The organism is Gordonibacter sp. (assembly GCF_036667095.1).
In the GTDB taxonomy this organism is placed as follows: domain Bacteria; phylum Actinomycetota; class Coriobacteriia; order Coriobacteriales; family Eggerthellaceae; genus Gordonibacter.
Map to the genome: position 1 here is coordinate 1860 of NZ_JAVWUP010000012.1, position 25683 is coordinate 27542.

Consider the following 25683-nt stretch of genomic DNA (forward strand, 5'->3'; position numbering starts at 1 on the left):
AAAAAATGCGGCATTTTCTCGTATTTTGTAACCAGAAATGGGGTATTCCGCTTCCCAACAGGGGGAAGGCACAAAGAAAATCAAGAGAAGATCACGCCTGAGCCGCTATCTGCTAAACGCCCCATGGGATATACTTGGGAAGCACGCCTCTTCAGAAAGAAGGTACTTTGAAGCCAAAGACGAGCGAAACTGCCTTAGCTTCGCCAAAAAATACGAAACGAAACCTTTTCATTATCTTTGGCATGGCGTTCTACTGGACCACCGTTGACATCACACGAAACGATTACTTCATCTTCCTACAAACCCGATCGAACAACGACGTATTCGCAACATTATGCATCTATTGCATCATAGTGGCGGTTCTTGGGTTCATCGCCTTCAGGAACAGAGAGCTGCTTGAAAAACTTTTCGACGAGAAGAAATGGGCCGTCCCTGCTCTTTCGATCGTTACCAGCCTCGGTGCCCTCTTATTTCTCTCCCCTCGACTAGAACACGATGGGCTCTTCTGGGTCGCGCGAACCTTCACGAGCGTATTTCTCATCCTGTGGTTCATGGTGATGACGTTTGCCTGGGGACGCACGATCATACAGGAGTCCGCGCGCTTCGGCATGGTTGTTCCGGCGCTTTCGTTCGTTGTCGGAGTGGGGATATCCCTTGCAAATCTGCTCCCACAACCGGTCGGCGACCTATTGCTCGTTATCACCCCCGTCATTACGGGCGTATGCTGGCAGCAGTCGTCAAAACCAAACGAAACGCCCCTTTCCAGCCGGATCTCCGATCTGCGGAATGCCCAGATACCCACCTTTGTCATATGCGGAGCATTTTTCTGCGCTGCGGCGTTCGCACGCGACCTTGTGAGCTACAGCAACAGCCACGAAATCGCTTCGTCTTTTGAAATGTGGGCAGCGACGGCGGCTTCGTTTGCCTGCGCAATGGTTTTGCTTGTCGCTTTGACGGTGAGCTCTCGTAGTAAGAGCTCCAACCACGCCTTCATCGTTGCGTGGGCTGTTGCTGCGGTAGTTTTCTTCGGATGCCTGCTTTCCATTGCGACGGGAGCCATGCCAGGCAACAAGGGTGGGGAAGGTTTTCTCGCCTCATGTTTTATGTGCTTCAAGCTACTGTTGTGGATTTTCACCGCAAGCGTCGCGCGCAATTCCCAAGTATCAAGCATTACCGCATTCTGCGTGTTTTACCTGTCCTTTGCTGCCGTCATGTTAGCAACCGTGGGAATCGTCCTGCCTGCATCACTGCAAATATCGAACACGGCCTTCTTCGGCCATATGCAGGAAATTCTGCTTACGCTCGCTTTTGTGATGATGACCGCTTCGTTCGTTTTCTTCGTGCGCTACGCTCCCTCAAAAAACGATGCGGTCATCGATTCCGCGAAGAGCACCCCACGTTTCGAAACGCTCTCGCGAGTCGCAGAACAAAAAGGCCTGACAGCGCGTGAATTGGAAATAGCTTTACTCATATCTCAGGGGTACAGCGCGAAGTACATCGCGGAAATGCTCTATGTATCGCAAGAGACCATTCGAACTCACTCGAAGAGGATATACAAGAAGCTCGACATTCACAATAAACAGGAGATCATCGAGCTTGCCAATGAAGGATCATCCACCCTCCCGACGACACGCTGAAACACCGTCTTTGCCATAGCACCTGAGCAAAACGAGTCCCAAATGATATGACCCGCCTCGCGACAAGCGGACGGGTCATATAGAAACGTACGGGGAACGCGCACTGCCTACTCGCCTAGCAAGTCCTCCAATGCTGCTGCGTCAAACTCTAGCGGCTCTTCCACCGTGCACTCGTAGTTGCCGTTCTCATCCAAACCGATGAGAACATGGCTGCGATCGCGCATTTTTCCTTCGACCACTTTTTGAGCGATGCGATCCACGATCTCGCGCTGGATAAGGCGCTTTAGCGGACGCGCCCCGAAGATAGGATCGTAGCCGTCAATAGACAGGTGCTCCATGGCGGCCGGCGTCACATCGAGCGTGACGCGGCGATCGGCCAGACGGCCGCGCACCTCTTCCAGCTGCAGGTCGACGATGGGCTCGATGTTCGTCATGTTCAGTGCGTTGAACACCACCACGTCGTCGATGCGGTTGATGAACTCGGGGCGGAACGTCGCACGCAGCGCGCCGTCGATAGCCTGATTCATGGCCTTCTCGTCGCCATGCTCGGCAAATTCGCGAATAAACTGCGAGCCCACGTTGCTGGTCATGATGATGATAGCGTTTTTGAAAGACACCACCCTGCCCTGGCCGTCCGTCAGGCGACCATCGTCGAGCACCTGCAGCAGGATGTTGAACACGTCCGAGTGCGCCTTCTCGATCTCGTCCAAAAGCACGACCGAGTAGGGCTTGCGGCGCACGGCTTCAGTCAACTGGCCGCCCTCATCGTAACCAACGTATCCCGGAGGCGCTCCGATCAAACGCTGCACCGAGAACTTCTCCATGTACTCCGACATGTCGATGCGCACCATTGCTTTTTCGTTATCGAACAAGTACTCTGCCAACGCCTTCGCAAGTTCCGTCTTACCTACGCCGGTGGGACCCAAAAACAGGAAGCTGCCGATAGGACGATCCGGGTCCGACAAGCCCGCACGGTTGCGGCGGATGGATCCGGCCACGGCCGACACCGCCTCGTCCTGGCCTACCACGCGCTCGTGCAGTTTTTCTTCCAGGTCGACGAGCTTGGCCATTTCGCCTTGCATCATCTTTTGCACGGGAATACCCGTCCACACGGACACGACATCGGCGATCTCGGTTTCCGACACCTCCTCTTTGAGGATGGCACCGTCTTGCTGTTTCGTGTTCAGCTCTTCCTCGGCCGCATGCAAACGCTGCTGCAGCTCGGGAATGCGAGCATAGCGTATCTCGGAAGCCTTCGACAGGTCGCCCTCGCGCGTTGCGCGTTCTTCTTCTTGCTGAGCGCCTTCGAGGACGGCTTTCAGGTTTTGCACGTTCTCGATGACGTCCTTCTCGTTTTGCCACTCGGCCTTGCGTTTGTCCAGATCCTCTTGGGCTGTCGCAATTTCGCGTCGCAGGGCATCGAGGCGCTCCAACGATGCCTCGTCTGATTCCTTCATCAACGCCTGCTCTTCGATCTGCATCTGCGTGAGTTTGCGCTCGGCTGCATCGACTTCTTCGGGCATGGAGTCGATCTCGATGCGCAGGCGGCTGGCGGCCTCGTCCATGAGGTCGATGGCCTTGTCCGGCAGGAAGCGGTCCGAGATGTAGCGGTTCGAGAGCTCGGCGGCGGCCACGATGGCACTGTCGGTGATGCGCACGCCGTGGTGGATCTCGTACTTCTCTTTGAGCCCGCGCAAGATGGCAATCGTGTCCTCCACGGAAGGCTCGGTTACCAGCACGGGCTGGAAACGCCGCTCAAGCGCAGCGTCTTTCTCGATGTACTTGCGGTATTCGTCGAGCGTGGTCGCACCGATGGCATGCAGCTCGCCGCGAGCCAGCGCAGGTTTCAGCATATTGCCGGCATCCATGGAGCTGTCGCCGGTGGAACCGGCACCGACGATGGTGTGCAGTTCGTCGATGAACAGGATGATGCGCCCGTCGCTCTGCCTCACTTCGCGCAGCACCGCCTTCAAGCGGTCTTCGAACTCGCCACGGTACTTCGCACCTGCCAACATGGCCGACAGGTCGAGTGTCACGATGTCGCGGTCCTTCAGCGACGAGGGCACATCTCCAGCCACGATGCGCTGGGCCAGGCCCTCGACGATAGCCGTCTTGCCGGTGCCGGGCTCGCCGATGAGCACCGGGTTGTTCTTCGTGCGGCGCGACAGCACCTGGATCGTGCGGCGGATCTCCTCCGCACGGCCGATAACCGGATCGAGCTTGCCCTCGCGGGCCTGATGGGTAAGGTTCTGCCCGTACTGCTCCAAGGCTTCAAACTGCACTTTGTTCTGCTGATCGGTCACCCGCGTGTCGCCGCGCAACTCGTCGTAGGCCGCCTCGATGCTCTTGCGCGTCACGCCAGCCGTAGTGAGTATCTTGCCCGCCGAGCCTTTTTCCTCGGAAAGCGCGATGAGCAGATGCTCGCTGGTCGCGTAGGCATCGCCGAGCTTCTCGGCGATCTTCACCGCACTGTCGATGAGGTTCATGAGGGCAGGGCCGGGAATGCCGCTCATCATCATGCCGCCGTTGTTGCTCACCTTCGGCATGCGCTCGATCTCCGCATCCACGTTGGCAAGCAGCTGAAACGGCTCGGCGCCGATGCGCTTGACGATGGCCGACAGGTTGTTTTCTTCCGATTCGAGCAAGGCCTTCAACATATGAATAGGCTCGGCCTGGCTGCTTTCGGCTTCGGAGGCAATGGAGATGGTCTGCTGCAAAGCCTCCTGGGCAGTAAGGGCTAGTTTGTTCAAATTGCCCATGTTCATACCGTGTTCCTCCTTTGTTGCTTTATCGCGTCGAAACGCAGGGTGCTACTGCAGGCGCCTGATGGCCAGCGGGGCTACTTCGGCGCGCACGAGGGAGTTGACGCTTTCCCGCGTCTCCAGCTCGTGCACACGGTCGGCCAAGCGGCGCACACGTTTGTGCAGATCGTCAAGTTCGTTGTCGCGCTCGTTCAGCCGCCCTTGCAGATCCGAGATGCGGATGACGCCCGCGAGGTTGATACCTTCGCCTGTCAGCTCGTTGATCAGCTCGAGCCGTTCGATGTCGGCCGGCGAGTACATGCGGGTGTTGCCGCTCGTGCGCTGCGGGGTAACGAGGCCTTTCTGCTCGTAGGTACGCAGCGTTTGCGGGTGCACGCCGGCGAGTTCGGCCGCCACGCTTATCATATAGAGCGGGCGGTTGCGGTCGGTACGCTCGGTCATTGCCAACTCCTCACGTCTTCGGTCGTTGCGGCCAAGAAGTCTTCCATCGCTTTCTTTTGGCCTTCGTTCATATCCTTGGGCACTTGCACGTCGATCTTCACCTTCAAATCGCCAGTGCCCTCGCCTTTCACACGCGGGGCGCCCTTGCCTTTCACGTTCAGCACGGTTTCGTCTTGAGTGCCGACAGGCACCTTCACGCGCACCTTCGCGCCATCGGGCGTAGGCACGATGACGCTCGCACCCAATGCCGCTTCGGCAACCGTTACGGGAACCGAGACCTCTACGTCGGCACCCTTGCGAGAATAGTAGGGATGCTCGTCGATCTTCGTGGTTATCAGCAGATCGCCTGCTTCTCCGCCGTTCTCGCCGAGACCTCCCTTGCCCTTGAAGCGCAGGCGCCCTCCGTCTACGGCGCCGGCGGGAATCTTCACGGTAAGCGTCTCTTTGTCGTTGCGCCCAGGGATACGCACGGTCACCAGCTTTTCAGCGCCTTTGAACGCCTCATCGAATGTCACGTTCAGCGTGACATTCATGTCTTGGCCCTTGCGGGGCCGCGGTTGACGCGAGCCGCCGAAGCCGCCGCCTTGGCCGAAGTCCCAATCGGTACCGAACGCGCCCTCGCCATGACGGATACTTTCGAGAATATCGGCCCAACTGCCGAAGCCGCCGCCTTGTCCGCCGCCGAAGATATCCTCGACGTTGACATTGCCGCCGCCCCAACCTTGCGGGATGTGGTTCTCGTTTGCCGTGCCGTACTGGTCGTACAGTTTGCGCTTCTTCTCGTCGGACAGTACCTCGTAGGCTTCGTTGAGTTCCTTGAACTTCGCTTCGTCGCCACCCGTGTCAGGATGATGCGTACGCGCGAGCTTACGGAACGCCTTCTTTATCTCATCAGCCGAAGCCGTGCGTGGAACGCCCAGCGTCTTGTAATAGTCGGGAGTCGCCGCCATGCGCTCCACCTCCTTATCAACCTCTAAACCAGGAGCGGGCCGCCGTGTGGCCTTGCCCGCTCGTAAGTCCTATACGTTTACTTTGCCGCGTTTTCCTGCGGCTTTTCCCTTTTTGGACCGCCACTTGTTACCGTCACCATAGCGGGTCGTAGGCACTTCGATCCCATCTTGTAACCCTTTTGGTACACATCGGCCACCGTCTCGTCGGGAACGCTCGCGTCCTCCACGGTCGCGACAGCCTGTGCCTCAAGCGCATCGAACGCTTCGCCCTTCGGATCGATCACCTGCACGCCGTCCTTGACCAACGTGGCGACGAGTTTGCTGTGCACGGCTTTCACGCCATCCAGCAACCCGCCTTCGCCGTTCTTTTCGGCATAATCGATCGTGCGCTCGAAGTCGTCGATCACGGGAAGCAGGCTCTCTACCAGCTTCTCGGTAGCGCGGGCCTTCTCGGCTTCGCGCTGCTCGGCCGTCCGGCGGCGGTAGGTGTCCCACTCGGCATGCAGGCGCAGGTACTTGTCCTGCCACTCCGCGGCCTCGGCTTTCGCCTTGGCAACCTGCTCGTCAATCGAGGGCTCGATCACCACGCCGTCCAGCACCGCTTCGGCATCCTCGATAACCTGGGCGGCCTGGGCGCTGGCTGAACCTTTCGGATCAATCGGCGCAGCAGCGGCATCGGCTCCCGAGGAGGGGTTGGAGTCGTTGCCCGGGTCGGTCGTGCCCGCGGGCGGCTGGGTTTCGCCAGCCGCTGCGTGCGTATCTTCAACAGGAATGTTCTTGCCATCGCCGCGTGCCGCGCGCTCCGGCGAGGGGTTGCTCGGCTGAGGCATGGTCTACTTCCCTTCCTTCTTGTCGTCGTTCTCATCGACAACCTCGTAGTCGGCCTCGATGGTGTCATCGGCCGGTGCCGTCTCGGCAGCAGCAGCCTGGGCGCCAGCCGCCGCACCCTCGGTGGAGTACACGACCTCGGCCAGCTTGTAGCCCGCCTGCTGCAGCTTCTCGGTGGCAGCCTTGATGGCATCCATGTCGGAGCCCTCAAGCGCGCTCTTCGCCTCGGCAATAGCCTCCTCAGCCTGCGACTTCATGTCAGCCGGAGCCTTGTCGCCCAGCTCGGAGAGCGTCTGCTCGGTGGCGTTCACCAACGCGTCGGCGTTGTTGCGCAGCTCGATCTCTTCCTTGCGCAGTCTGTCTTCCTCGGCATGAGCCTCGGCGTCCTTTACCATGCGGTCGACTTCGTCGTCGTTCAGCGCGGTGGAGCCGGAAATGGTGATCTGCTGCTGCTTGCCCGTGCCCAGGTCCTTCGCCGACACGTTCACAATGCCGTTGGCATCGATGTCAAACGTGACCTCGATTTGCGGGACGCCTCGACGTGCGGCCGGGATGCCGCTCAGCTGGAACTTGCCGAGCGTCTTGTTGTCGCCGGCCATCTGGCGCTCGCCTTGCAGCACATGCACCTCAACGCTGGTCTGGTTGTCGGCAGCCGTGGAGTAGATCTCGGTCTTGCGGGTCGGGATCGTGGTGTTGCGGTCGATCATCTTGGTCATGACACTGCCCATGGTCTCAACACCCAGCGACAACGGGGTCACGTCGAGCAGCAGGATACCCTGCACGTCGCCGGACAGCACGCCACCCTGGACCGCCGCGCCCATAGCCACGACCTCGTCGGGGTTCACCGACATGTTCGGGTCCTTGCCGGTTACCTTCTTTACCAGATCCTGCACGGCTGGCATACGGGTGGAGCCACCCACGAGAATAACCTCGTCGATCTCGCCGGTCTTCAGGCCCGCGTCCTTCAGCGCCTGCTCGACCGGATGCTTGCAGCGGTCCAGCAAGTCCTTCGTGATGCGCTCGAACTCGGCGCGCGTCAGCGTGTAGTCCAGGTGCTTGGGGCCGGAAGCGTCGGCCGTGATGAACGGCAGGTTGATGTTGGCCTGCGTCGTGGAGGAAAGCTCCATCTTCGCCTTTTCGGCGGCTTCCTTCAGGCGCTGCAGGGCCATCTTGTCCTTGCGCAGGTCGATACCGTTGTCGGCGTTGAACTTGTCGGCCAGCCAATCGATGATGCGCTGGTCCCAGTCGTCGCCGCCCAAGTGGTTGTCGCCAGCGGTGGCCGCAACCTCAAACACGCCGTCGCCCAGCTCCAGCACGGACACGTCGAACGTGCCGCCGCCTAGGTCGAAGACGAGAATCTTCTCGTCCTTGTTGGTCTTGTCCAGGCCGTAGGCAAGGGCTGCTGCCGTGGGCTCGTTGATGATACGGAGCACTTCGAGGCCCGCGATCTTGCCGGCATCCTTCGTGGCCTGGCGCTGCGCGTCGTTGAAGTACGCAGGCACCGTGATGACGGCTTGCGTCACCGGGCCGCCCAGCTGCTTCTCCGCGTCGTTCTTCAGCTTCTGCAGCACCATGGCGGAGATTTCCTCCGGCGTGTAGTCTTTGCCATCGATGTCGACGACCGCGCGGCCGTCCTTGCCCTTCTGAAGCTTGTAGCTGACGGTCTTCTGCTCTTCGGGCGTCTCGCTGAACGAGCGGCCGATGAAGCGCTTCACGGAAGACACCGTGTTCTCCGGGTTCGTGACCGCCTGGTTCTTTGCCGCCTTGCCGACGACGCGCTCGCCATCCTTGCGGAAGCCCTCGACGGACGGCGTGGTGCGGTCGCCCTCCGCGTTTACGAGGATTTCGGGCTCGCTGCCCTCCATAACCGCCATGGCGGAGTTGGTCGTGCCCAGGTCGATACCGAGAATCTTAGCCATTATCCTGTTCCTCTCTTTGGGAGTTGTTACCTTGTTCGCTGCGCTCTGTTGTTTTCGTTTCTCTGCAAAGAGGTACGCGCGTGGCGCACCTGTCATGCCGTTGCGAACATCAAGCTATCTTCACTACGAAGCCGCTCAATCTTCTTTCGACTTTTTGCACTATATAATCTAAGTCTTATGTTGTCAAGTTATATCAAAGGCTGTTGTTGATGTTTTGTAACAACCACAAACTATACTCATATTTGGAAAAGGACGCACTCTCCAAGAGCCAAGTGTTACGACTCTTGCATCGGCCTGTTTCCCCTTTGAATTCTCGGAAGCCCGCTGACGCGTGCGACACCGAAAACGGTCCCCTGTTCTTTGCCCTCTGTCCGCCCTCAAGCCAAAAATCAAAAACCAAAAATTCATTGCTCTAAACGATACCGCCTCCTCAATGCGAACACCTCCACCGTCCAACCACCACCTCGCTCAGCTACCACAACCTCGTAGCAATGTTGCGCATGAAAGGTCAGCGCACTGCTTGAAAAAGAAAATCCCCTGCATCCGACGAAGGGTGCAGGGGATCAATCTTACCGCGCGCACAGGCAATACCTGCGCTGTGCTAACGTCGTTAGTCTTCGATAACCTCGGGGATAGCGCCCATCGGGCATTCCTCGACACAATCGCCGCAAGCGATGCACGCGTCCTCGTTCACAACCTCGACGACGCCACCGACAACTTCGAGCACTTCCTGCGGACAAGCATCAACGCAAATGCCGCAACCGATGCAATCATCGGCTTCAATAACCGGATGAGCCATAACCGTCTCCTTCTAATCCGAAAGCCCCGCAACGGCGCGGCCAGCTTCCCCAAAAATCTACTGCCCGCAAGATACCATGGTTCCCTATAAATGCAAGAAAAATCGGCCATTTTTTCAGGATGCGGCAGTGATTCTCTCATGGATGCAAAAAGAAAGAGCCCTCTTCCACCTAACAGATGCGCGGCAGCTGCTCGCCTACCAACATATCCAGAATGCGGGTGCCGCCGAATGCCGTGCGCAGGAACACTTTCGGACCCCGTGCAGGCTGGGACGTCGTCACCTCGCCAATGAGGGCGGCGTCGGCACCATAGCGGTTCGCGTGCATGGCCGCCAGCGCGGCATCGGCCTCGTCTGCCGCAACAACGCAGACCATCTTACCCTCGTTTGCCACCTGCAACACGTCGTAGCCCAGCATCTCGCAAGCACCTCGCACCGCGTCTTTTACGGGCACGGCATCCTCGTCGATAGTGATATCCACGCAAGCTTGGCTCGCCAGCTCATTGAGCGTGGAGGCAAGTCCCCCGCGGGTGGGATCGCGGAAGCAGTGTGTGTGCGGGGCTGCAGCCAGAACCTCGGCGATAAGGTGGTTGAGCGGAGCGGCATCGCTTTCCAGATCGGACGAGAACGACAGCGACTCGCGACAGCTCATAATAGTGATGCCATGATCGCCCAACGTACCGGTGACCAGTACCTTGTCGCCTGGCTTGCACTGCGCGCCGCCTAAGTTGACACCTTCTGGCAACGTGCCGATACCGCTCGTGTTGATGAACACGCCGTCGCCGTGGCCGCGATTCACCACCTTGGTGTCGCCCGTGACCAGCACCACACCTGCCTCGCGGGCCACCTCGGCCATCGAAGCGCAGATGCGCTTGAGGTCCTCGATGGGGAACCCTTCTTCCAAAATGAATCCGCAGCTCAAGTAACGGGGCGTGGCGCCGCTGGTAGCCACATCGTTCACCGTGCCACAAATAGCCAAGCGCCCGATATCCCCGCCGGGGAAGAAGTGGGGCGTCACCACGAAACTGTCGGTGGAGAAAGCGAGACGCTCGCCCGGTGCAAGTGTCGGCAACACCGCAGCATCGTCGCCGCGTAGCAGCTCGTCGCCCGCATAAGCCGCAAAGAACACATCGTCGATGATGCGCTTCATCATCGTACCGCCGCTTCCATGCCCCAGCATAACCGTGGTGTCCATTGCCCATCCTCTTTCTTGTTTCAACTATCGCCCTTGCTCGATACGTCCTCGATACCTAGCCGGCAACTTGTTTTTTACCCTGCACGTAAACGAGTGTCGCTGTATTTTCACGACGTCTCCAGTGATGCCTACGGCGCTTCTTTCGGCCGGTTCGACAACCGTCCAACCAGCAATTACGTCCATCTTCCAAGCTCGAAACCGGACGGAATGTTTCACGTGGAACATTCCGTCCGGTCTTTCGCGCTCGCTTTATATCCTTGCTCGGCCGATACCGGATAAGCTAGATGCGCTGTCCGGTCGTCGTGACCACCAAACGGCCATTCTTCACGCCCTTGGTGCCCAGGATGAGGTTCGCAACATCCTGCACAAGTCCCGTCTCGCCGCGCAGCACAATGACCTCGAGGCAGTTGTGTTCGTCAAGGTGTACATGGAGCGACGAGATGATGGACTCGAAGCAGTCATGCTGTATGGCATGCAGCTTTTCCTGCAAGTCGCTGGCATGATGGTCGAACACGATGGTAAGCGTGCCCACGACCTCCGCTCCCGGCGTCGCGCACTCATCTTCCACCAGAGCATCGCGCACGAGATCGCGTACCACCTCGCTACGGTTTTTCGCAAGGCCACGGCGTGCCACTAAGCGGTCGAAGCGTACCAGCAGGTCTTCGGGCATCGCAACCGAAAATCGCATCAGATCGTTGCTCATACGCGCCGCCTAGACCAGGCTGACGGTGACGTTACTGGTGTTTTCCGCATCGTCTTCGAGGGCATCCTTGGCCTCGCCCAGCAGCGAGCGCACATCGTCGAGCAGCGCCTGAGCGGCATGCAGCTTCTCGGACACCGTAGTAAATCCTGCATCGCCGGCGCTGTGGCCGAGGGTGTGGGCCCAGCGGCGCTCAAGCTTGATATGGTCGTCGATCTGGTCGATCATCTGCTCGAACTGACCGGTGTTCACTCCGTTGGTGCACATGGTGTTCCTCCTACATCTATGAGACGGGGCCACGCCCCGTGCGTGCTATCATGATCGTTATACGTGGAACAACCGATGGCCGCAAGGGGCAGTGTGAAAAAATCTGCAAATGGTAACATGTACGAGGCGACGCTCTTTGAAACGCGAGAAATGTTCGCGCCTTATCTGTCCGGTGCCGCCGAAGGAGTCGTATGCGTCGTATGCATCCGCCCGTTGGCAACCAAGGCGCAGGCAGCGCTCTGCAGCTCGGCGGCAGCGCTGGGGTACGGGCGCGAGGCGTGTATCTTTGTCACCCTGCACGAGAACGACGCGGAAGAGAGTCCGGCACTCGATCCACAGGCGTTGTTCTTACTCGTAGAAGGATTGGATCCGCTCGTTGCCATCGCCGCAGACAAAGAATCCGCCACAGCTTTGGGGCAAGCCTACCACCATGCCGTCACCCTGGATGCGCCCGGCCGCCTGTTCGGACGCAGTATCGTCGCCTTCAATTCGTTCGAGAAACTGCTGGACAGCGCCCAAGGCAAGCAAACTGCCTGGGCGCTGCTGAAGAAGCTGCCGAAGTTCGGCGAGCAGTAACGGAAATGCCCTACGCCGTTACCGCCGCGGCGGCTGCGTCGAGAAGATCGGACACCTCGTCAACCGTCTCCGCTTCGGCGTAGATGCGCACAAGAGGCTCGGTGCCGGAGGGACGCATCATCACCCACGCATCGCCTTCCAGCGAGAACTTCACCCCATCACGGCGATCAACGGCCACAACCTTCTTTCCGCACACGCTCTTGGGCGCGTAGCTCGGCACGATAGCGCTGCGGAAGTTCGCCATCTGATCTTCCGTAATCGCAAGGCCCCGGCGATCGAATTCCAGCTTGCCCACTTTTGCAAACATATCGTCCACCAGCTGACCTAGACTCATACCGCGCTGGGCCATCGTCTCGGCCAGCAGCAAGGCCATAAGCAGGCCGTCGCGCTCCATGACGTGCCCCGGAATGCCGATGCCGCCCGACTCTTCGCCGCCCAGCATCACGTCGCCCTTCTCCATCTCGGCGTATATCCATTTGAAGCCGACCGGCGTGCTCGTAAGCTCCAAGCCTAAGCGCTTGCATTGGCGCGCCAGCATGGCCGATGCCGTGATGGTGGACACGACGCGTCCGGTCAGACCCTTGTCTTCGGCCAAATGGGACACCAGAAGCGTGATGATGCGATGTGGATTCACAAAGTTGCCGTGTTCGTCGACAGCGCCGATACGATCGGCATCGCCGTCGTTAATAAAGCCTGCATCGTAGCCCAGCTCGGGCACCTTGGCGATGCAGCGGTCGACCCAAGGAGGAATGGGCTCAGGATGCAGCCCGTCGAACGTAGGGTCCTCATCGCTGTTAATCTCGCATACCTCCACGCCCAGATCGCGCAGAAGGCCCGCCAAGTAACCGCGCCCAGCGCCGTACAACGGATCCACCACCACGCGCAAGTGGGAATTACGTATCGCCTCCCCGTCGACGCGCTGCTTCAGCACATCGAGATAGGGGGTCATAAGGTCCACCTCTTCGCAAGCACCGCGCGCCACGGTCGGCGCTTCGGAAAGGGCGGCCTCTACCCGGTCGGTGAAGCCTTTGCCCGCAGCTCCTCCGTCGGCCATACGCAGCTTCACGCCCAAGTACTCAGCGGGATTATGGCTGCTGGTAAGCATGATCCCGCCCACCGCGTCGTTATCTTGCGCCACCGACCAGCACAACGTGGGCGTGGGGCAATAGTCCTGCGTAAGCCTCACCGTGAAGCCGTGCGATGCCGCCACCTCGGCAGCCAGCCGCGCGTAAGCATGGGCATCCAGGCGGCAATCATGGCCCACAATAAGCGTACCCGGAGCCGCCGCCGAGCGCCCCGATGCGAGGGCCTCTTCCTTGAAGATGCGCGCTGCAGCATCGGCCACACGCACCAGGTTTTCGTTCGTGAAATCGTCTCCGATGATGGCGCGCCAGCCATCGGTGCCGAAGTGAATATCTGCCACAAGAAGTCCTTTCCACACAAGTGTCCGAGGCCGCACCTGCAGATACGCCTCCGTCCCGCTATCATCATTATAGCCAAACGGCTTCGCCGCCGGTCAAATCTTACGAAAGAGAGGATGAAAGGGAGATGAAGCAGATCGAGGCCGCGGGGGAAGCGGCCTCGATCTAGACGAGTGAAGAGAGAGGAGTTAGAGGAGTTCTTCTCTTTCTTGAATATATTCTAAATCTCGTATTATTCTATGTCAAGAATAATTATGGATAAATGCGAATTGCTGTCGGGAACGGCTCATGTCGTAGAATTCACCCCTTGTTCTTTTTGCCAAGATGCTTTCACCATGCCTTTTGGCTGATACGATAGGTTGAAGAAGCAAAACAGAGGTGTTTCACGCGGAGCACTTTGACGACGATTGAGAAGCGCTGCATCGCATGGCGCGACACGAAAGCGAGGCTAACATGGCGAACAAGGGGCTTGCAAAGAATTCCTCCGACCTTTGCGTACTGGTCACCGGCGGTGCCGGTTTCATCGGTAGTCACACCTGTATCGAGCTGCTAGGCCGCGGCTATCGCGTCGTAGTCGTGGACGACCTGAGCAATTCAAGCGTTACCGCGCTCGACCGCGTGCGCCAGATCGCCGGCGTGCAGGACGACCGACTCGCGTTCTACGAGGCAAACATTCTCGATCGCGAGGCCTTGGGACGCATCTTCGAAGAGAATGCCGTCGATGCCATCATCCACTTTGCTGGCTTCAAAGCCGTCGGCGAAAGCGTGCAGAAGCCGCTCGAGTATTACTGGAACAACGTTGCCGGCACGCTGGCACTCTGCGAAGTCGCCCGCGCATACGGCGTGAAGAACCTCGTGTTTTCGTCAAGCGCCACCGTCTACGGCGAGCCTGCGTTCATCCCCATTACCGAACAGTGTCCGAAACACGAGGCCACGAATCCCTATGGACAAACAAAGAGCATGTTGGAGCAGGTGCTGACCGACCTGTACAGAGGCGACCCCGAATGGAATATCGTGCTTCTGCGCTATTTCAACCCTATTGGAGCGCATGAGAGCGGGCTTATCGGGGAGGACCCGAAGGGCATCCCGAACAACTTGCTTCCCTACGTGGCACAGGTTGCCGTAGGGAAGCTGGCGAGCGTCGGCGTGTTCGGCGACGACTACCCCACTGCCGACGGCACCGGTGTGCGCGACTATATCCACGTGGTCGACCTAGCACGCGGACATGCGTCGGCACTTGATTGGATGGGCGGAAAAACCGGCACCGGCGATGCGATCGGGTTAGGATCGATCAAAGGCGAAGTTGCTGCCGACGGCACGCGCAGCGGCGTGGGCATCTTCAATTTGGGCACAGGCACCGGATCAAGCGTGCTCGACGTCATCCACGCCTTCGAACGTGCCTGCGGACGTACCCTTCCTTACGAAGTAAAGCCGCGACGTGCGGGAGACATCGCCGAAAACTATGCTGCCTGCGACAAAGCGCACAATGAGTTGGGCTGGACCGCCGAATACGATCTGGACCGCATGTGCACCGACAGCTGGCGCTGGCAGTCGGGCAACCCAGACGGCTACGCTACGGCTTAGCTGTCACGGACCCTCGTAATTTTCAAGCGCAGAAGAGGCGCGTCCTTTGTCAGCGTGTTTCCCTTAGCGAAAAAGGAAGCGGATTCGTCCGCTTCCTTTTTTTTGTCGCTAGCACTGCCAAGCCGGAGTAGCGCCCTAAACCTCCGCCGCCCTATAATCCCGTACTGCTGCCAGATGAACTGTATCCACCACCGCTTTGGTTGAGTAGCGAGTATGCATCTGTCGTAGAAACGACCGCGCTCGGATCTCCACCCGACTCGACAACCCCCATCATCTTCTTGGTCGCGGTCGGATCGTTGAGCACATAGGATATACCGTTGATCAGCTCAGGGGCGATAGCAGAAGGAGCCATGGCGGAATACATCGTCATATCCCCCTTGTTCTTGAACTGCTCGGCCAACCCGATAATATCACTCACCGACAAATCGGTAGTCACGCACTTGGCTGCAGCTTGGATAACCCCCGGTAAGTCGGGGACCGGAAGCGCAATGACTTTTTGCACTAAGGCGCTGATAAGCTTACGCTGGTTGGCTGTACGGGTGAAGTCACCGTCAACAAAGGCGCGGCTGCGCGCGAAGACGAGCGCAGATTCCCCGGTGAGGTGCTGCAAGCCCTCTTCGATGATGATGCGCTCGCCGCCCGGGTTGTCGGTGGTGTTGTCGGCATCCGTATCGTCGATGCGCTCGCTGACCTCGACGTCAACGCCGCCAACCGCATCGACCAATTGGACCATCTCGTCGAAGTTCACTTCGGCATAGTGGCTGATCTCCACACCCAGCAGCTGGCTGGCCTCACGGATAGTAGCGGAAGCGCCGCCATAGTTGTAGGCTGCATTGAATTTCTCGCGCCCAACGCCGTTGTCGATGTCGATCATCGTGTCGCGGGGAATAGACACCAGCGAAGCCAAATTGTTCACCGGATCGACCCATACCACGATGTTCGTGTCGGAGCGCGCACCTGCCGCATCGTCTCCCGCACGCTTATCCGAACCGATCAGCATCATGTAAAACGGCTGGTCGAAGCTTTTCTTGGGAGCAAGGATGTCGGCAATCGCATTCAATTCGTCTTGCGACTTATCGCCTTTGATCAGCTCGTCGTTGATGGAGTTGATGTACAGCGCAAACGCTGTGCCGGCACCTACCACTGCCACCAGCACTGCCGCCAGCACGCCGAGGGCTATCTTCTTGCCACGGCCCATCCCCTTCTTGGCTTTGCGGGCATACTGGGGGTTGCTGCGCGAGTACTGGTTCGCCGCCGTCTGGCGCGCATAGGCCGTATTGGCGTTGCGTCCCTGGCTACCCGGCTCGTAAGCGGAGCGGTAGCTCGAAGCATTAGCCTGTCCCATACCTTGGCTGCGGGCGAACTGGTCGGCCATGCTGCGGGATGCGATACGACCCGATTGGGCCGCTTTGGCGGAACGAACGGCCCGGGCCGACTGCGGTGCGCGCGAAGAACGTGCAACAGGGCGATTGGTCCGAGAATTGCGTGGCGTCATATAGTTCTCCTCAACGGCTTCGGGCGATCGCTTGAACAAAAACCGAATAGAACGAAAGCATACCGTCTACCAGCATCTTCTACTCTTTTCGTTCGCCGAAACCTGTGCTCGTGCGAGTTCCTTATGCGCCGCCGCAGTACCCTCTCAAAACAAACCCCATTGTTCGAGGTGGTATGCGCAAACCGCACAGTAGTCCTGTCTATTCTAACATCGATGCGAGAAGCGCCATAAAATTGGCATGCCATTTGAATAAAGCACACACAGCAAAGAAACGTTTCCCAGTATTTCCCCAAAACGTATTTGCACGGTTACATGGTTGGCCGCAAGAGGGGCTAGGCTTTCTCTTATGGCGAACAACGACGCACATAGCACGATCGAACAGCACGAGCAGCTTGAAAACCTGGCTGCAACGGCAGCTGCTCTCGGTCGTAATGTCACGCGCCTGCGCAAGCGCTCGAAGATCACCAAGCAGCGATTCGCCATGATGGTCGATATAGGTCGCCCGTTCCTCAACCGCCTCGAAGACGGGACTGCCGATCCGAGACTTTCCATAGTTCTTCGCCTTGCCGATGCGCTCGGCACGACACCCCAAGAGCTGCTGACCGACCACGACGAAGACGGTGCGGCCACCAGCCACAAGCGTTCTCGCCACGCACGCCTGTAAGGCTGGCTTCTAAACTGTTTCCTCTTTACGGAACGTACGTCGGCGCACCTTTATCACCAGATAGGCCAAGCCCGAACCCAGACCGGCGCCTACCGTATCGACAAGCCAATCCATCGGGTCGCACATACGTCCCGGCACGAACAATTGATGAAACTCATCGGTTACTCCATACGCGCTCGCACAGGCTAGTGCGACAAGACAGGCTCTCCCAAGCGGCACATGATAATGAAACGCATTGGCAAGCAGCATCCCCAACACCAGGTATTCGCAGAAATGGCCTATCGACGAGACGAGGTCAACGTCAGGCCCAAATACTTGGAGCTGAATCTCTTTCAGATTCTGGAAGACAGCCGACAGCATGCCGAGATCTTTGTCCAAACCCGTATCGGTATTCGACGACATGAAAAAGATGAAGCATGCCCACCCAACGACGAGCGCCCAGCTAAAAACAAGAAAGATTGTTGACGGCTTCTTTGAAGGTTTATTGATATCCATAGCTCTACGATAGCATAGCTGTCTACTGCACCAGGTCGAGCAGCGCATACGGGTCAGAAATTATCCAGTCAGGGTTAGCTGCATGCAAATGTTCGGCATCGTGATAACCCCAAGATACCCCAACTGCCAAAACCCCCGCGTTACGCGAGGCCGCTATATCACCGGGAGAATCACCTACGTATATCGTACGCTCCGGCACGGTGCCCAACTCTCTGATCGTGCGCAAGAGGCCGGCTGGATCGGGCTTGCGCGGTATCTCTGCGCATTCGCCATGGATCGCGCCGAACAGATCAGGCAGGTAAGCGCCGACAACATCCTGCACGCCTGCATCGAACTTGTTCGACAACACACCGAGTTTCACTCCACGGCCCTTCAGCTCGTCCAAGATTTCAGGAATACCCGGATAAGGCTCGGTGAGTTTATGCCCGTAGTAAGGATATTGTTCCTTCCATCGCTGCATAGCCTCTTCGACAGCGATCTCATCGGAATCGTCCGGAACCGCCTGGTACATGAGAGCGCGCACGCCGTTGCCCACAAAGCTCAGTATCTCATCGGAGGTACGCTCGGGAAAGTCACACTCGCGCAGCACAGCATTCGTGAGCACCACCAAATCGGGCAGCGTATCCAACAGCGTTCCGTCCAAATCGAACACAACGGCATCGACAGCACGGCTGGACGCATCGTTGTGAGCGAAGGGATTTGCATGTTCTGTTTCCATGGCAGCACCTCAGTCCTTATACGAAAAATCCAAGCCGCAGCTTGGATCGAAGTTGATATGGAGCGGGTGACGGGACTCGAACCCGCGAATACAAGCTTGGGAAGCTTGTGCCTTACCACTTGGCGACACCCGCATTTCTGCTGATCAGATGTTTCATCCGACCGAATTGAAATTATAGCGCAAGAGCATCGAAGAACCAGTCGAGCAAGCAGAAAATTCAGGGAAGACTATAAAAATTGCGCGGGGCTGGATGCAAATGTTGCTGCAACACTGCAAAAGTAAATACAACAATTGTAGCTAGGGTCTGCAAAACCGAAACGAACGGCCAGTAAAACCAAAAAAGATACTCTCGAACTTGACGCTCGAGGGTATCTTTTCACAAGCTAAGCGGTAAAGAGCAGGCTTTACTTTTTCGCAGCACCAATACGGCAGATGGTGGTGCCGCAGTCCGGACACTTGCCCTTCGTGATAGGCTTGCCGTTCTTCGTCGTGCCCTCAACGGGGTCCTGCATCGTCTTTTTGGCCTTACATTTCACACAATACGCTTCGATAGCCATAGCTGTTTTGTACCTTTCTGCTCTTTACTGAAACGGGCGCATACCCGTATTCGAACACTCGTGATTCGAGAGAATCCTGCGAGTTCATCGCCGCATTATACGGCAGCTCAGCGGACGTGCACCGGGAATGCCGCGTTGCCTTTAGATATTCTTCAACAACTCCATAACGAAATCGGAGCTATTCCCCAGCGTCTCTTCGTCGATATTCTCCAACACATCGTCGCCTTGGGCATAAAACGCCGGTTTCGCACCGTCCATTCCGGCGAGGTGCATAGCCTGGAAGCCTTGGTGTATCGCCGTCGAAGCGGCGCTATCCTGCCAGAGGATGGCCCCCGTCTCGACAGGAATCCCTGTCGCCTGCGAAGCCTTTTTCGTATAGCGCCTCATGCGCGACGACGCTTTCGCCTTACGATAAGACCCTTCACGTTCGATCAGGCTGAGATTACCCGCGCCCAAAGCATCAAGGTCGATAATGATGGACCCGCGCAAATCCTGGTTATGCTCGGCCAAAAACGCGCGCATGCCCCCATGATGCGCCAACTCAGAGCCTAAGGCGACGAACCACACCTCGGTGTTGACATCAGGGTTGCGGAACTGATAGATATGGTCGAGTTCGGCAGGTGCTTCCAAGTCTGTCCGATAAGGCTCGGACAAGTCTTCGTCATACCCCTCAGCGGCTATCTCATTCGCGCGCCCGAGGCGCTGACGGGAAAAACCGCCGCCGTTCCAGCGAGGACGGTTGTCCGAAGGAAACTCGTCGTCTTCAAGATAGGCATCATCTTCGGCATAATACGGCAGCGGCTCGTTTTCCGACACGGTATAGGAACGCTCTTCGAAGCCGTCCTCGTAACCTTCTTGATCCTCTTCTTGGAAGCTCTCCCAACCACCACGGGCGGCGCCGGCTGAACGGGCATCGAACGATTCGTCTACATCAAGCCATTCCTGAGGACTCGGTTCGACCTCTTTCTTACGCTTGCGAGAGCGCAGTTTGTCGAACAAGCGACGACCGCGTGACGTGGGCATTTCCACATAGCCAGGGCCAGCGAACGCGCCCGTCTCGGTATACTCCCCATCGTAGGCAGAATCGTCGGCATCGTCCACGTAGATGTCGTCGGGGTCAACATTTTCGAGGAGCTCGTCGCCTATGGGGGCGAAGGCTCCGGTGGCACCGGCCGGCGCGAACGATCCCGCGGTACTGACCGCGCTTTCATCCTGACGAGAAATCGATCCCGACAGCGAAGGAAGCGCCGTGCGCAGGTCGGAACGGCGCTGCGTCGGCTCACCCTCTCCGTAAGCGAAGCCACCCGTCGCGCCCGCCACCTCTTGCTCCTGCGCCGGGACGATCGACGGCAACATGGTAAGCAGGCTCTTGGCAGCACTTTTGCCTGACGCTTCCACTTCGGCCAAGGGTGCACGCTGTTTCGGCAACTCGGTTATCGGGGCGAGATTCGGGGTAGACATGCCTATGTCAGGAAGGACGATGGAGCGGCGCTGGGCGGCATGCTCAAGCGTGCCGGCACCCTGTACGTCCTGGCCGCCCGATGCATCGCTATAGGCGGGTGGCAGAACCTTGATGCGTCCGCTCGCCCCTATCTCTGCTGCCGTCACGTCGACACGGCGAGCGGTGCGGTTTTGACCTCCCCGCTCCTCTAGTTTTTCCGCTTGCGCTCTGGCAGGGTCCAAGAACGAGGGCATCCGCACGTCCTTGACAGAGGGGAGGTTGCCAAGCCTCAACTCGTTTACATCGATCGGGGGCATAGCGCTGGTAGCACCCGGCTCAGGAGAGCCAATAGCGCCGGGCAAGGGTGCTGAGAAAGGATCGACTCCCGGCTGAGCCGTCAACTGCGGTGCTTCCGTGCCGATAGGGTCGTCTCCGCCGAGGACCTGGACGCTCGGGGAAGGGGACACCTCCTCACCTGATTCACTCGTCACCTGAAGTTGCGGGGCTCTGATCTCCCTGATTCCTTCGTGCACAGACTGGAGCCGCGCCTCTATCTCGGTCATCGGACGAGGTTGGCCGTCGTCACTATGGTCTGCATTCTCGGCAAGAGCCGCCTCGAGGGCATCGGCATAGCGCGATCGTTGCACGGTTTTGTTGTCGGCTGCAGGCTTCTTCGCCTTTTCCTGAGCCTTCTTGAACCAATCTGGGACCCCGCCGTTATCGGAAGGAGCCGAGTAGGCTGACGGAACGGGTCCAGCAGCGTATGACTCGAGGACGGAAGGGGTCGGATCCTCGTCTCCCTGCGCAGCTGCGGCGTTTTCAATAGCCGTCTGAACGGTCTCGGGGGGAATGGTCATGAATGCCTCACGTGTATCATCACGTTGGGCTTGATATTCGGCATCGGTCGGAATGGGTAATGGAGGCTCTTTCACTTGCACGAGGTTGGCGGCAAGATCGGCAGACATGCGCCCGCTTACCGGCTTCCCGGTAAGGGCCGCGACAGCCGCTTTCGCCGCCGCCAAGCGCGCTCCTTCGCTTTGCGGCACGATCTCAGGGGGTTTCACCTTTGAGGCGGCATATACGATCTCGACGCCCTCGGGAACGAGGCCCGCAGCTCGAGCGGCCTCCTCACCATGTATCGTCGCCTCTTCGCTGCTCGCAAGTTCCGCTTCGCTCACACGGCCTCGTCCAACGCGGCGTGCCACGTCGAGCAGCACGGCAACTCCAGCAGCATTGCAGTTCGCAGCCTCGTTGTATGCGGCGAACTTATGAGCAAGCATTTCGATGATAGGCAATGCCACGAACACCAAGGCGATGACCAAAAGCACGTTGAGCGCAATCTCGACCACACCCGTCGCATGAAGAAACAGCGTCGTACGTACCAAAAGCAGCAGTGGGACGAAAGCCATAGCGCCTAGGTTGATCCAACGCAGCACCGGAAGAGCAGCGATGAAGGGAAATTTCAACTCCGAACGAACTTTCCCGCTATCGTAATGGGCGACTAAAACAACCTTGCGGCGACGAGAGCCGCCTGTTTCGGCCGTGTACCCGGGCTCGTATTTTGCAACGACATTCTGGCTAACACCACGTGCAAACAGCTTCGAAAGGACAGGCTTGTCAAATACCTCGGCGGCAAACAGCAGCAAGGCAGCCAGGGCTATAAGGATGGCCGGGATGGCCAGCATCGAAACGAACAGCGCCAGCACAGCAACTACCAGCGTCACTGCACAGCAGATCGCACGGGGTATATCCTCGTTTGCCGCGCCGGCAAAATCCTCAATGACAGCCGAAAGGCCGGCGTCTTTTTGCATCTGCTCGGTAATATAAAGGGCGGCCTGCTGCTCTTCCTCCGTACCAGCAGGGCGCGGGCCTATTTGCTGCGACAAATATGCAACGTGATCAACAATTTCCGGCATACTCTTTGCCTTTCGCTCACGATTTAGAGACATCCCGCTGGGCATACATGCTGTTAGTATACGCTATTTGCTTGACGTACCCAAATAATCACGAAGAAACGCATCCGCTGATCCAGCTTGTGAACGAGCCGTTGAATACGTCTCGAAAAACGCCTCGGTCGCGCGCTTGAAATCATCAAGTGCCGGCTTGGCTGCATCTTCGGGAAGATCCACCGCAATCGCAGCTGCCTCGCTATCAACCCGGTTGTAAGCATCATTCTGTGCAGCGGCTTCTCCCTTGTTTTTCGCAAGAAGCGCCTCGTCTGATGCAATCGCATAGCCCAGCGCCTCGAGACGTTTGGAGATATACGACTGGGGAGCCTCGAGGTCGAGTGCAGGATAGAGAAGCGCGATATCGGACAAAGCAGTCTGAGCTGAGGAAAAGGCCGCTATCGCATCTTCAGTCTTCTGTTTAGACGAAGCAACATGCTCGTCGGTCGTGTCGACTACCAGCGCGGCCGCGTCGCGCGCAAGGGCATCAGCGCTGACAACATCCAACCATGCTGCGCGTATACGCTGCGCGGCATCATCGGCCTGCTGCGCAGAGACGACTATCTGCTCGCCACTTTCCAGCAGAGCCTTGCGCGCCGCTACGGCAACGACAGCTTGATTCGCAGCTTCTTTGTCCCTCGACTCGGAAAGATCGACCGAAACGCTCCTGACAATACGATCGGCCTCCTCAAGCTGGTTTTGGGCTTCAGGGATGCGCTCCAGCACACCGTCGGCCTGCTCGAGCGAGGCAGTATCGAGGGGACGAGACACGATCCCATCGAGCGCAATAGCGGTTTCATTCGCCTGCCTGATCAGCTCAAGGGCACCATCAAGGCGCTCCACCTGGCTCATGTGGCGTTGGTGTCCCTGATAGAGATACCATCCACCAGCTCCTGCAACCCCCAACCCTATCAGCACGATCAGCACGGCCGCAAGCATACGGTGGCGCCGGCGGCGCGATTTGCGCCGAGCCACTTCCTCTTCGGGAGATCGTTTCGGCATCGCAGGGACCGCAAGCGCCACAGAGGGCTCCGGTTTACGGGAAGCCTGGGGAGGGGAGGGCACTGAGCTATCCTTCGAAGAGCCGGCATCGACTTTGGCGACACCAAAATCAAGGGTCCCCGGGGAAGACGACCCCGCTTCTCCCCCTGAAGCGAACTCGCCCGTCGACAAGGGCAGTCCGCTTTCTTTTGTCGGCGTAGTAAAGCTTTTCTTTCGACCAAGGGGGAGCGTGAACAGCGAAATATGCCCGAAACGCGATGAGCGGACCGTAGTGTCTTTCCCCACTTCGCCGTCGAGGTTGTTTTTTGCAGCGTCCAGCACGCTAAACGACAGTTCGTTCGACGTACCTACCGTATGCCTTTTGATATGAGCAGCGTGGCCCAGCTTTGCTTTACGTTTACCCATGAATCAGCGCAGCGGCAGAGCCGCCCCTCAGTCTTCCTCGATAATCCGGAGAGCTTCCTGCCCGACTGCCGTGTTCTCTTGGACGGCCGCAAGCTCGGAAGCAATCTCGGCGCACGTGCACACCTTGATAGTACGGCTGGGAAGCGATTTCAGGAACGATTTGCCATATCCTTTGCTGATCAGGCGCTTGTCTGCCAAGATAAGCACACCGCGATCCTCGGCCTTGCGAATAAGTCGCCCTGCAGCCTGCTTCGTTTCCAATACGGCTTGCGGCAGCACAAAACGCCTCCATGCCTGGTCGTCACGCGCGGATCGTTCACACGACAAAGGGTCGGTCGGCTTTGCGAACGGAAGCTTGGGAATAACCACTCCGCGCAAGGTGGCCCCGGGGGCATCGAATCCCTCCCAAAAACTCTTAAGGGCAAAAAGGGACAGGTGCTCATCGGCCAAGAAGTCGTCACGCAGCCCTTTCACCGACACGCCCCATTTCTGACAAACCACGCGAAGGTCGTCGGCTTTGAGCGCTGGTTGAACCACCTCGAAACACCCTTCCATCTCCCGGCGGTTCGTGAACAGCGTGAGCAGCGATCCTTGTTGGGCGCGGTGTACATCGATAAGCAGTTCTTGTAGTTTTCGCAGATAGGACGGGTCGTTCGGCTCTGGCATGTCAGAGGCAACATATACCGTCATATGCGCATCGTAATCGTAGCTGGAATCGAGTTGGCAGGTACGGCAGCGCGATCTTTCGCCTGAATTCAGGCCGAGTGCGGCTTCGAAGGTATCGAACTGCTCGCCCACGGCAAGCGTGGCCGACGCGTACACAACCGAATGGGTGCGTGCATACAGCGTATCGTTCATAGTTTCGCCAACATTGAGCAACAGCGCTTCAAGCTTCTCGGCAGCCCGATCGTTCTTACGGCAGAGCGTCGCCGCGTAGGCATACGCGTCAGGTGCCTTCTCCAGGATAACTTCTGCAGCGCGCAGCATATCCTTAAGTTCCATGGCCGTTGAGGCTATTTCGCGTTGGATGGCGGCAGCATCGTCAATGCCTTCCAAATATCCCACCAGTTCCTGACAAGCAGTCACCAGTTTTTCGGCCGAGCTTGCCATGATACGTCCAAGCGAGGCTATCCGAGAGAAGGTTTCGCTGCGGCGGATATCGTCGTTGATCCATAACTCAACGTACTCGTATCCTTTGCCACGCTTATTCGTGTCGAAAAACAGCAGATCCTTCAGGTGAACCGTAAACTCACGAGCCGTTTCGGCGTAGGCTTTGCCGGCGGAGCGAGCTTTGGCGGTAAGCGCATAGAACAGTGTCGCGCCGTCCTCTTTTTCGGGCACCACAACACGGCGTTCGGCGCGTACGAACACATTGCGCGACGCATCGTCAGCAGAAACCCGCGTGGCCAGCCGCAAGATATCCTCAGCTGACAACGCCAGGGAGAACGCACGGCGCGCTTCGGCTTCGGCACCATGGGCCTCGTCGACAACCCAGTATCGAACGGGAGGCAGCAAGCCACCGTCGGCAGCGAGGTCGCAGAACAGCAGGCTGTGGTTCGTCACCACGATATCTGCCGCCTCTGCACGGCGGCGGGCCCCATGAACGAAGCACGAGGTGCCGAAATAAGGACACTTCCGCCGAAGGCAGTCATGGCTTGTCGTAGTGATAGCGTACCGGGGCAGCGTGCGGTAATCGATCTTCAGGCTATCCATGTCGTCGTATTCGGTCTGCTCGATAAACGAGAGCAGGCCGGCGAGCGCTGGGGCCTGGGATTGCTCTTTGCCTGCCACCGCCCTCGTACCAGGACCGTCCGAGGCGATACGATCGATCTTGCGCAGACACGGGTAATGGGAGAAACCTTTGAGTGCCGCGTAGGTCAGTGC

At 58.3% G+C, this 25683-nt stretch carries 21 protein-coding genes and 1 tRNA gene; 4 read left to right on the top strand and 18 right to left on the bottom strand.

What is annotated here, in order from left to right; genetic code table 11:
* Nucleotides 1–167 precede the first annotated feature (167 nt).
* Nucleotides 168–1637: a helix-turn-helix transcriptional regulator gene (locus tag RR842_RS02400; RefSeq protein WP_332728922.1), complete on the top strand. Its 1470-nt coding sequence runs from the start codon at nucleotides 168–170 to the stop codon at nucleotides 1635–1637.
* 107 nt (nucleotides 1638–1744) lie between these two features.
* On the opposite strand, the gene clpB is transcribed toward RR842_RS02400, so the two are convergent.
* The 9 genes from clpB to RR842_RS02445 all read right to left on the bottom strand — a co-directional run bounded on the left by clpB (nucleotide 1745) and on the right by RR842_RS02445 (nucleotide 11495).
* Nucleotides 1745–4402 carry an ATP-dependent chaperone ClpB gene (gene clpB, locus RR842_RS02405; protein ID WP_332513229.1) on the bottom strand — a complete coding sequence of 886 codons (2658 nt, stop codon included), beginning with the start codon at nucleotides 4400–4402 and terminating at the stop codon, nucleotides 1745–1747.
* A 45-nt stretch (nucleotides 4403–4447) separates the two neighbouring features.
* A complete protein-coding gene (locus RR842_RS02410) occupies nucleotides 4448–4840 on the bottom strand; it encodes a MerR family transcriptional regulator (RefSeq protein ID WP_332513230.1) in 393 nt (130 codons plus the stop codon).
* Nucleotides 4837–5790: a DnaJ C-terminal domain-containing protein gene (locus RR842_RS02415; RefSeq protein WP_332513231.1), complete on the bottom strand. Its 954-nt coding sequence runs from the start codon at nucleotides 5788–5790 to the stop codon at nucleotides 4837–4839. Before RR842_RS02415 ends, RR842_RS02410 begins: the two co-directional genes overlap by 4 nt.
* Before the next feature lie 77 nt (nucleotides 5791–5867).
* Entirely contained in the window at nucleotides 5868–6620 is a 753-nt protein-coding gene (locus RR842_RS02420) for a nucleotide exchange factor GrpE (RefSeq protein WP_332517497.1), read from the bottom strand.
* Between the two features lie 3 nt (nucleotides 6621–6623).
* The gene (dnaK, locus tag RR842_RS02425; protein WP_332513233.1) at nucleotides 6624–8537 is read right to left on the bottom strand and encodes a molecular chaperone DnaK; all 1914 of its coding nucleotides are present in this window, start codon (nucleotides 8535–8537) and stop codon (nucleotides 6624–6626) included.
* A 610-nt stretch (nucleotides 8538–9147) separates the two neighbouring features.
* Nucleotides 9148–9336 (bottom strand): 4Fe-4S binding protein, encoded by a 189-nt coding sequence (locus RR842_RS02430; protein WP_332513234.1) that lies wholly within the window; start codon nucleotides 9334–9336, stop codon nucleotides 9148–9150.
* 169 nt (nucleotides 9337–9505) lie between these two features.
* Nucleotides 9506–10528 (bottom strand): hydrogenase expression/formation protein HypE, encoded by a 1023-nt coding sequence (hypE, locus tag RR842_RS02435; protein ID WP_332513236.1) that lies wholly within the window; start codon nucleotides 10526–10528, stop codon nucleotides 9506–9508.
* 280 nt (nucleotides 10529–10808) lie between these two features.
* Complete coding sequence (nikR, locus tag RR842_RS02440; protein WP_332513238.1) at nucleotides 10809–11231, bottom strand: nickel-responsive transcriptional regulator NikR; 423 nt, start codon at nucleotides 11229–11231, stop codon at nucleotides 10809–10811.
* Nucleotides 11232–11240: 9 nt separating this feature from the next.
* Nucleotides 11241–11495 carry a dynein gamma chain protein gene (locus RR842_RS02445; RefSeq protein WP_332513240.1) on the bottom strand — a complete coding sequence of 85 codons (255 nt, stop codon included), beginning with the start codon at nucleotides 11493–11495 and terminating at the stop codon, nucleotides 11241–11243.
* 93 nt (nucleotides 11496–11588) lie between these two features.
* On the opposite strand from RR842_RS02445, the gene RR842_RS02450 reads away from it, so the two are divergent.
* A complete protein-coding gene (locus RR842_RS02450) occupies nucleotides 11589–12071 on the top strand; it encodes a hypothetical protein (RefSeq protein ID WP_332728923.1) in 483 nt (160 codons plus the stop codon).
* Between the two features lie 10 nt (nucleotides 12072–12081).
* Here RR842_RS02450 and RR842_RS02455 read toward each other — a convergent pair whose 3' ends face one another.
* The gene (locus RR842_RS02455; protein WP_332722089.1) at nucleotides 12082–13494 is read right to left on the bottom strand and encodes a phosphoglucosamine mutase; all 1413 of its coding nucleotides are present in this window, start codon (nucleotides 13492–13494) and stop codon (nucleotides 12082–12084) included.
* Nucleotides 13495–13945: 451 nt separating this feature from the next.
* Between RR842_RS02455 and galE the strand changes: the two genes are divergently transcribed.
* Complete coding sequence (gene galE / locus RR842_RS02460) at nucleotides 13946–15076, top strand: UDP-glucose 4-epimerase GalE (RefSeq protein ID WP_332728929.1); 1131 nt, start codon at nucleotides 13946–13948, stop codon at nucleotides 15074–15076.
* A gap of 151 nt (nucleotides 15077–15227) precedes the next feature.
* Here the strand turns inward: galE and RR842_RS02465 are convergent, their stop codons facing one another.
* Nucleotides 15228–16571 (bottom strand): LCP family protein, encoded by a 1344-nt coding sequence (locus RR842_RS02465; RefSeq protein WP_332553745.1) that lies wholly within the window; start codon nucleotides 16569–16571, stop codon nucleotides 15228–15230.
* A gap of 346 nt (nucleotides 16572–16917) precedes the next feature.
* Between RR842_RS02465 and RR842_RS02470 the strand changes: the two genes are divergently transcribed.
* On the top strand, nucleotides 16918–17235 hold the full coding sequence (locus RR842_RS02470) for a helix-turn-helix transcriptional regulator (protein ID WP_332517503.1): 318 nt from the start codon (nucleotides 16918–16920) through the stop codon (nucleotides 17233–17235).
* A 9-nt stretch (nucleotides 17236–17244) separates the two neighbouring features.
* Here the strand turns inward: RR842_RS02470 and RR842_RS02475 are convergent, their stop codons facing one another.
* The 7 genes from RR842_RS02475 to RR842_RS02505 form a co-directional block, all read right to left on the bottom strand.
* Complete coding sequence (locus RR842_RS02475) at nucleotides 17245–17730, bottom strand: VanZ family protein (RefSeq protein WP_332517504.1); 486 nt, start codon at nucleotides 17728–17730, stop codon at nucleotides 17245–17247.
* 22 nt (nucleotides 17731–17752) lie between these two features.
* Nucleotides 17753–18448 carry an HAD family hydrolase gene (locus RR842_RS02480; protein ID WP_332513248.1) on the bottom strand — a complete coding sequence of 232 codons (696 nt, stop codon included), beginning with the start codon at nucleotides 18446–18448 and terminating at the stop codon, nucleotides 17753–17755.
* Nucleotides 18449–18506: 58 nt separating this feature from the next.
* Nucleotides 18507–18581: transfer RNA gene (locus RR842_RS02485), tRNA-Gly, on the bottom strand.
* A gap of 271 nt (nucleotides 18582–18852) precedes the next feature.
* Nucleotides 18853–19005, bottom strand: coding sequence for a DUF5679 domain-containing protein (locus RR842_RS02490; protein ID WP_332517506.1), 153 nt, complete (start codon nucleotides 19003–19005; stop codon nucleotides 18853–18855).
* Nucleotides 19006–19146: 141 nt separating this feature from the next.
* The gene (locus RR842_RS02495; RefSeq protein ID WP_332728924.1) at nucleotides 19147–22362 is read right to left on the bottom strand and encodes an aminopeptidase; all 3216 of its coding nucleotides are present in this window, start codon (nucleotides 22360–22362) and stop codon (nucleotides 19147–19149) included.
* A gap of 63 nt (nucleotides 22363–22425) precedes the next feature.
* On the bottom strand, nucleotides 22426–23367 hold the full coding sequence (locus RR842_RS02500; protein ID WP_332553749.1) for a hypothetical protein: 942 nt from the start codon (nucleotides 23365–23367) through the stop codon (nucleotides 22426–22428).
* Nucleotides 23368–23826: 459 nt separating this feature from the next.
* The coding region (locus RR842_RS02505) for an ATP-dependent DNA helicase (protein WP_332728925.1) at nucleotides 23827–25683 on the bottom strand (1857 nt) is incomplete at its 5' end.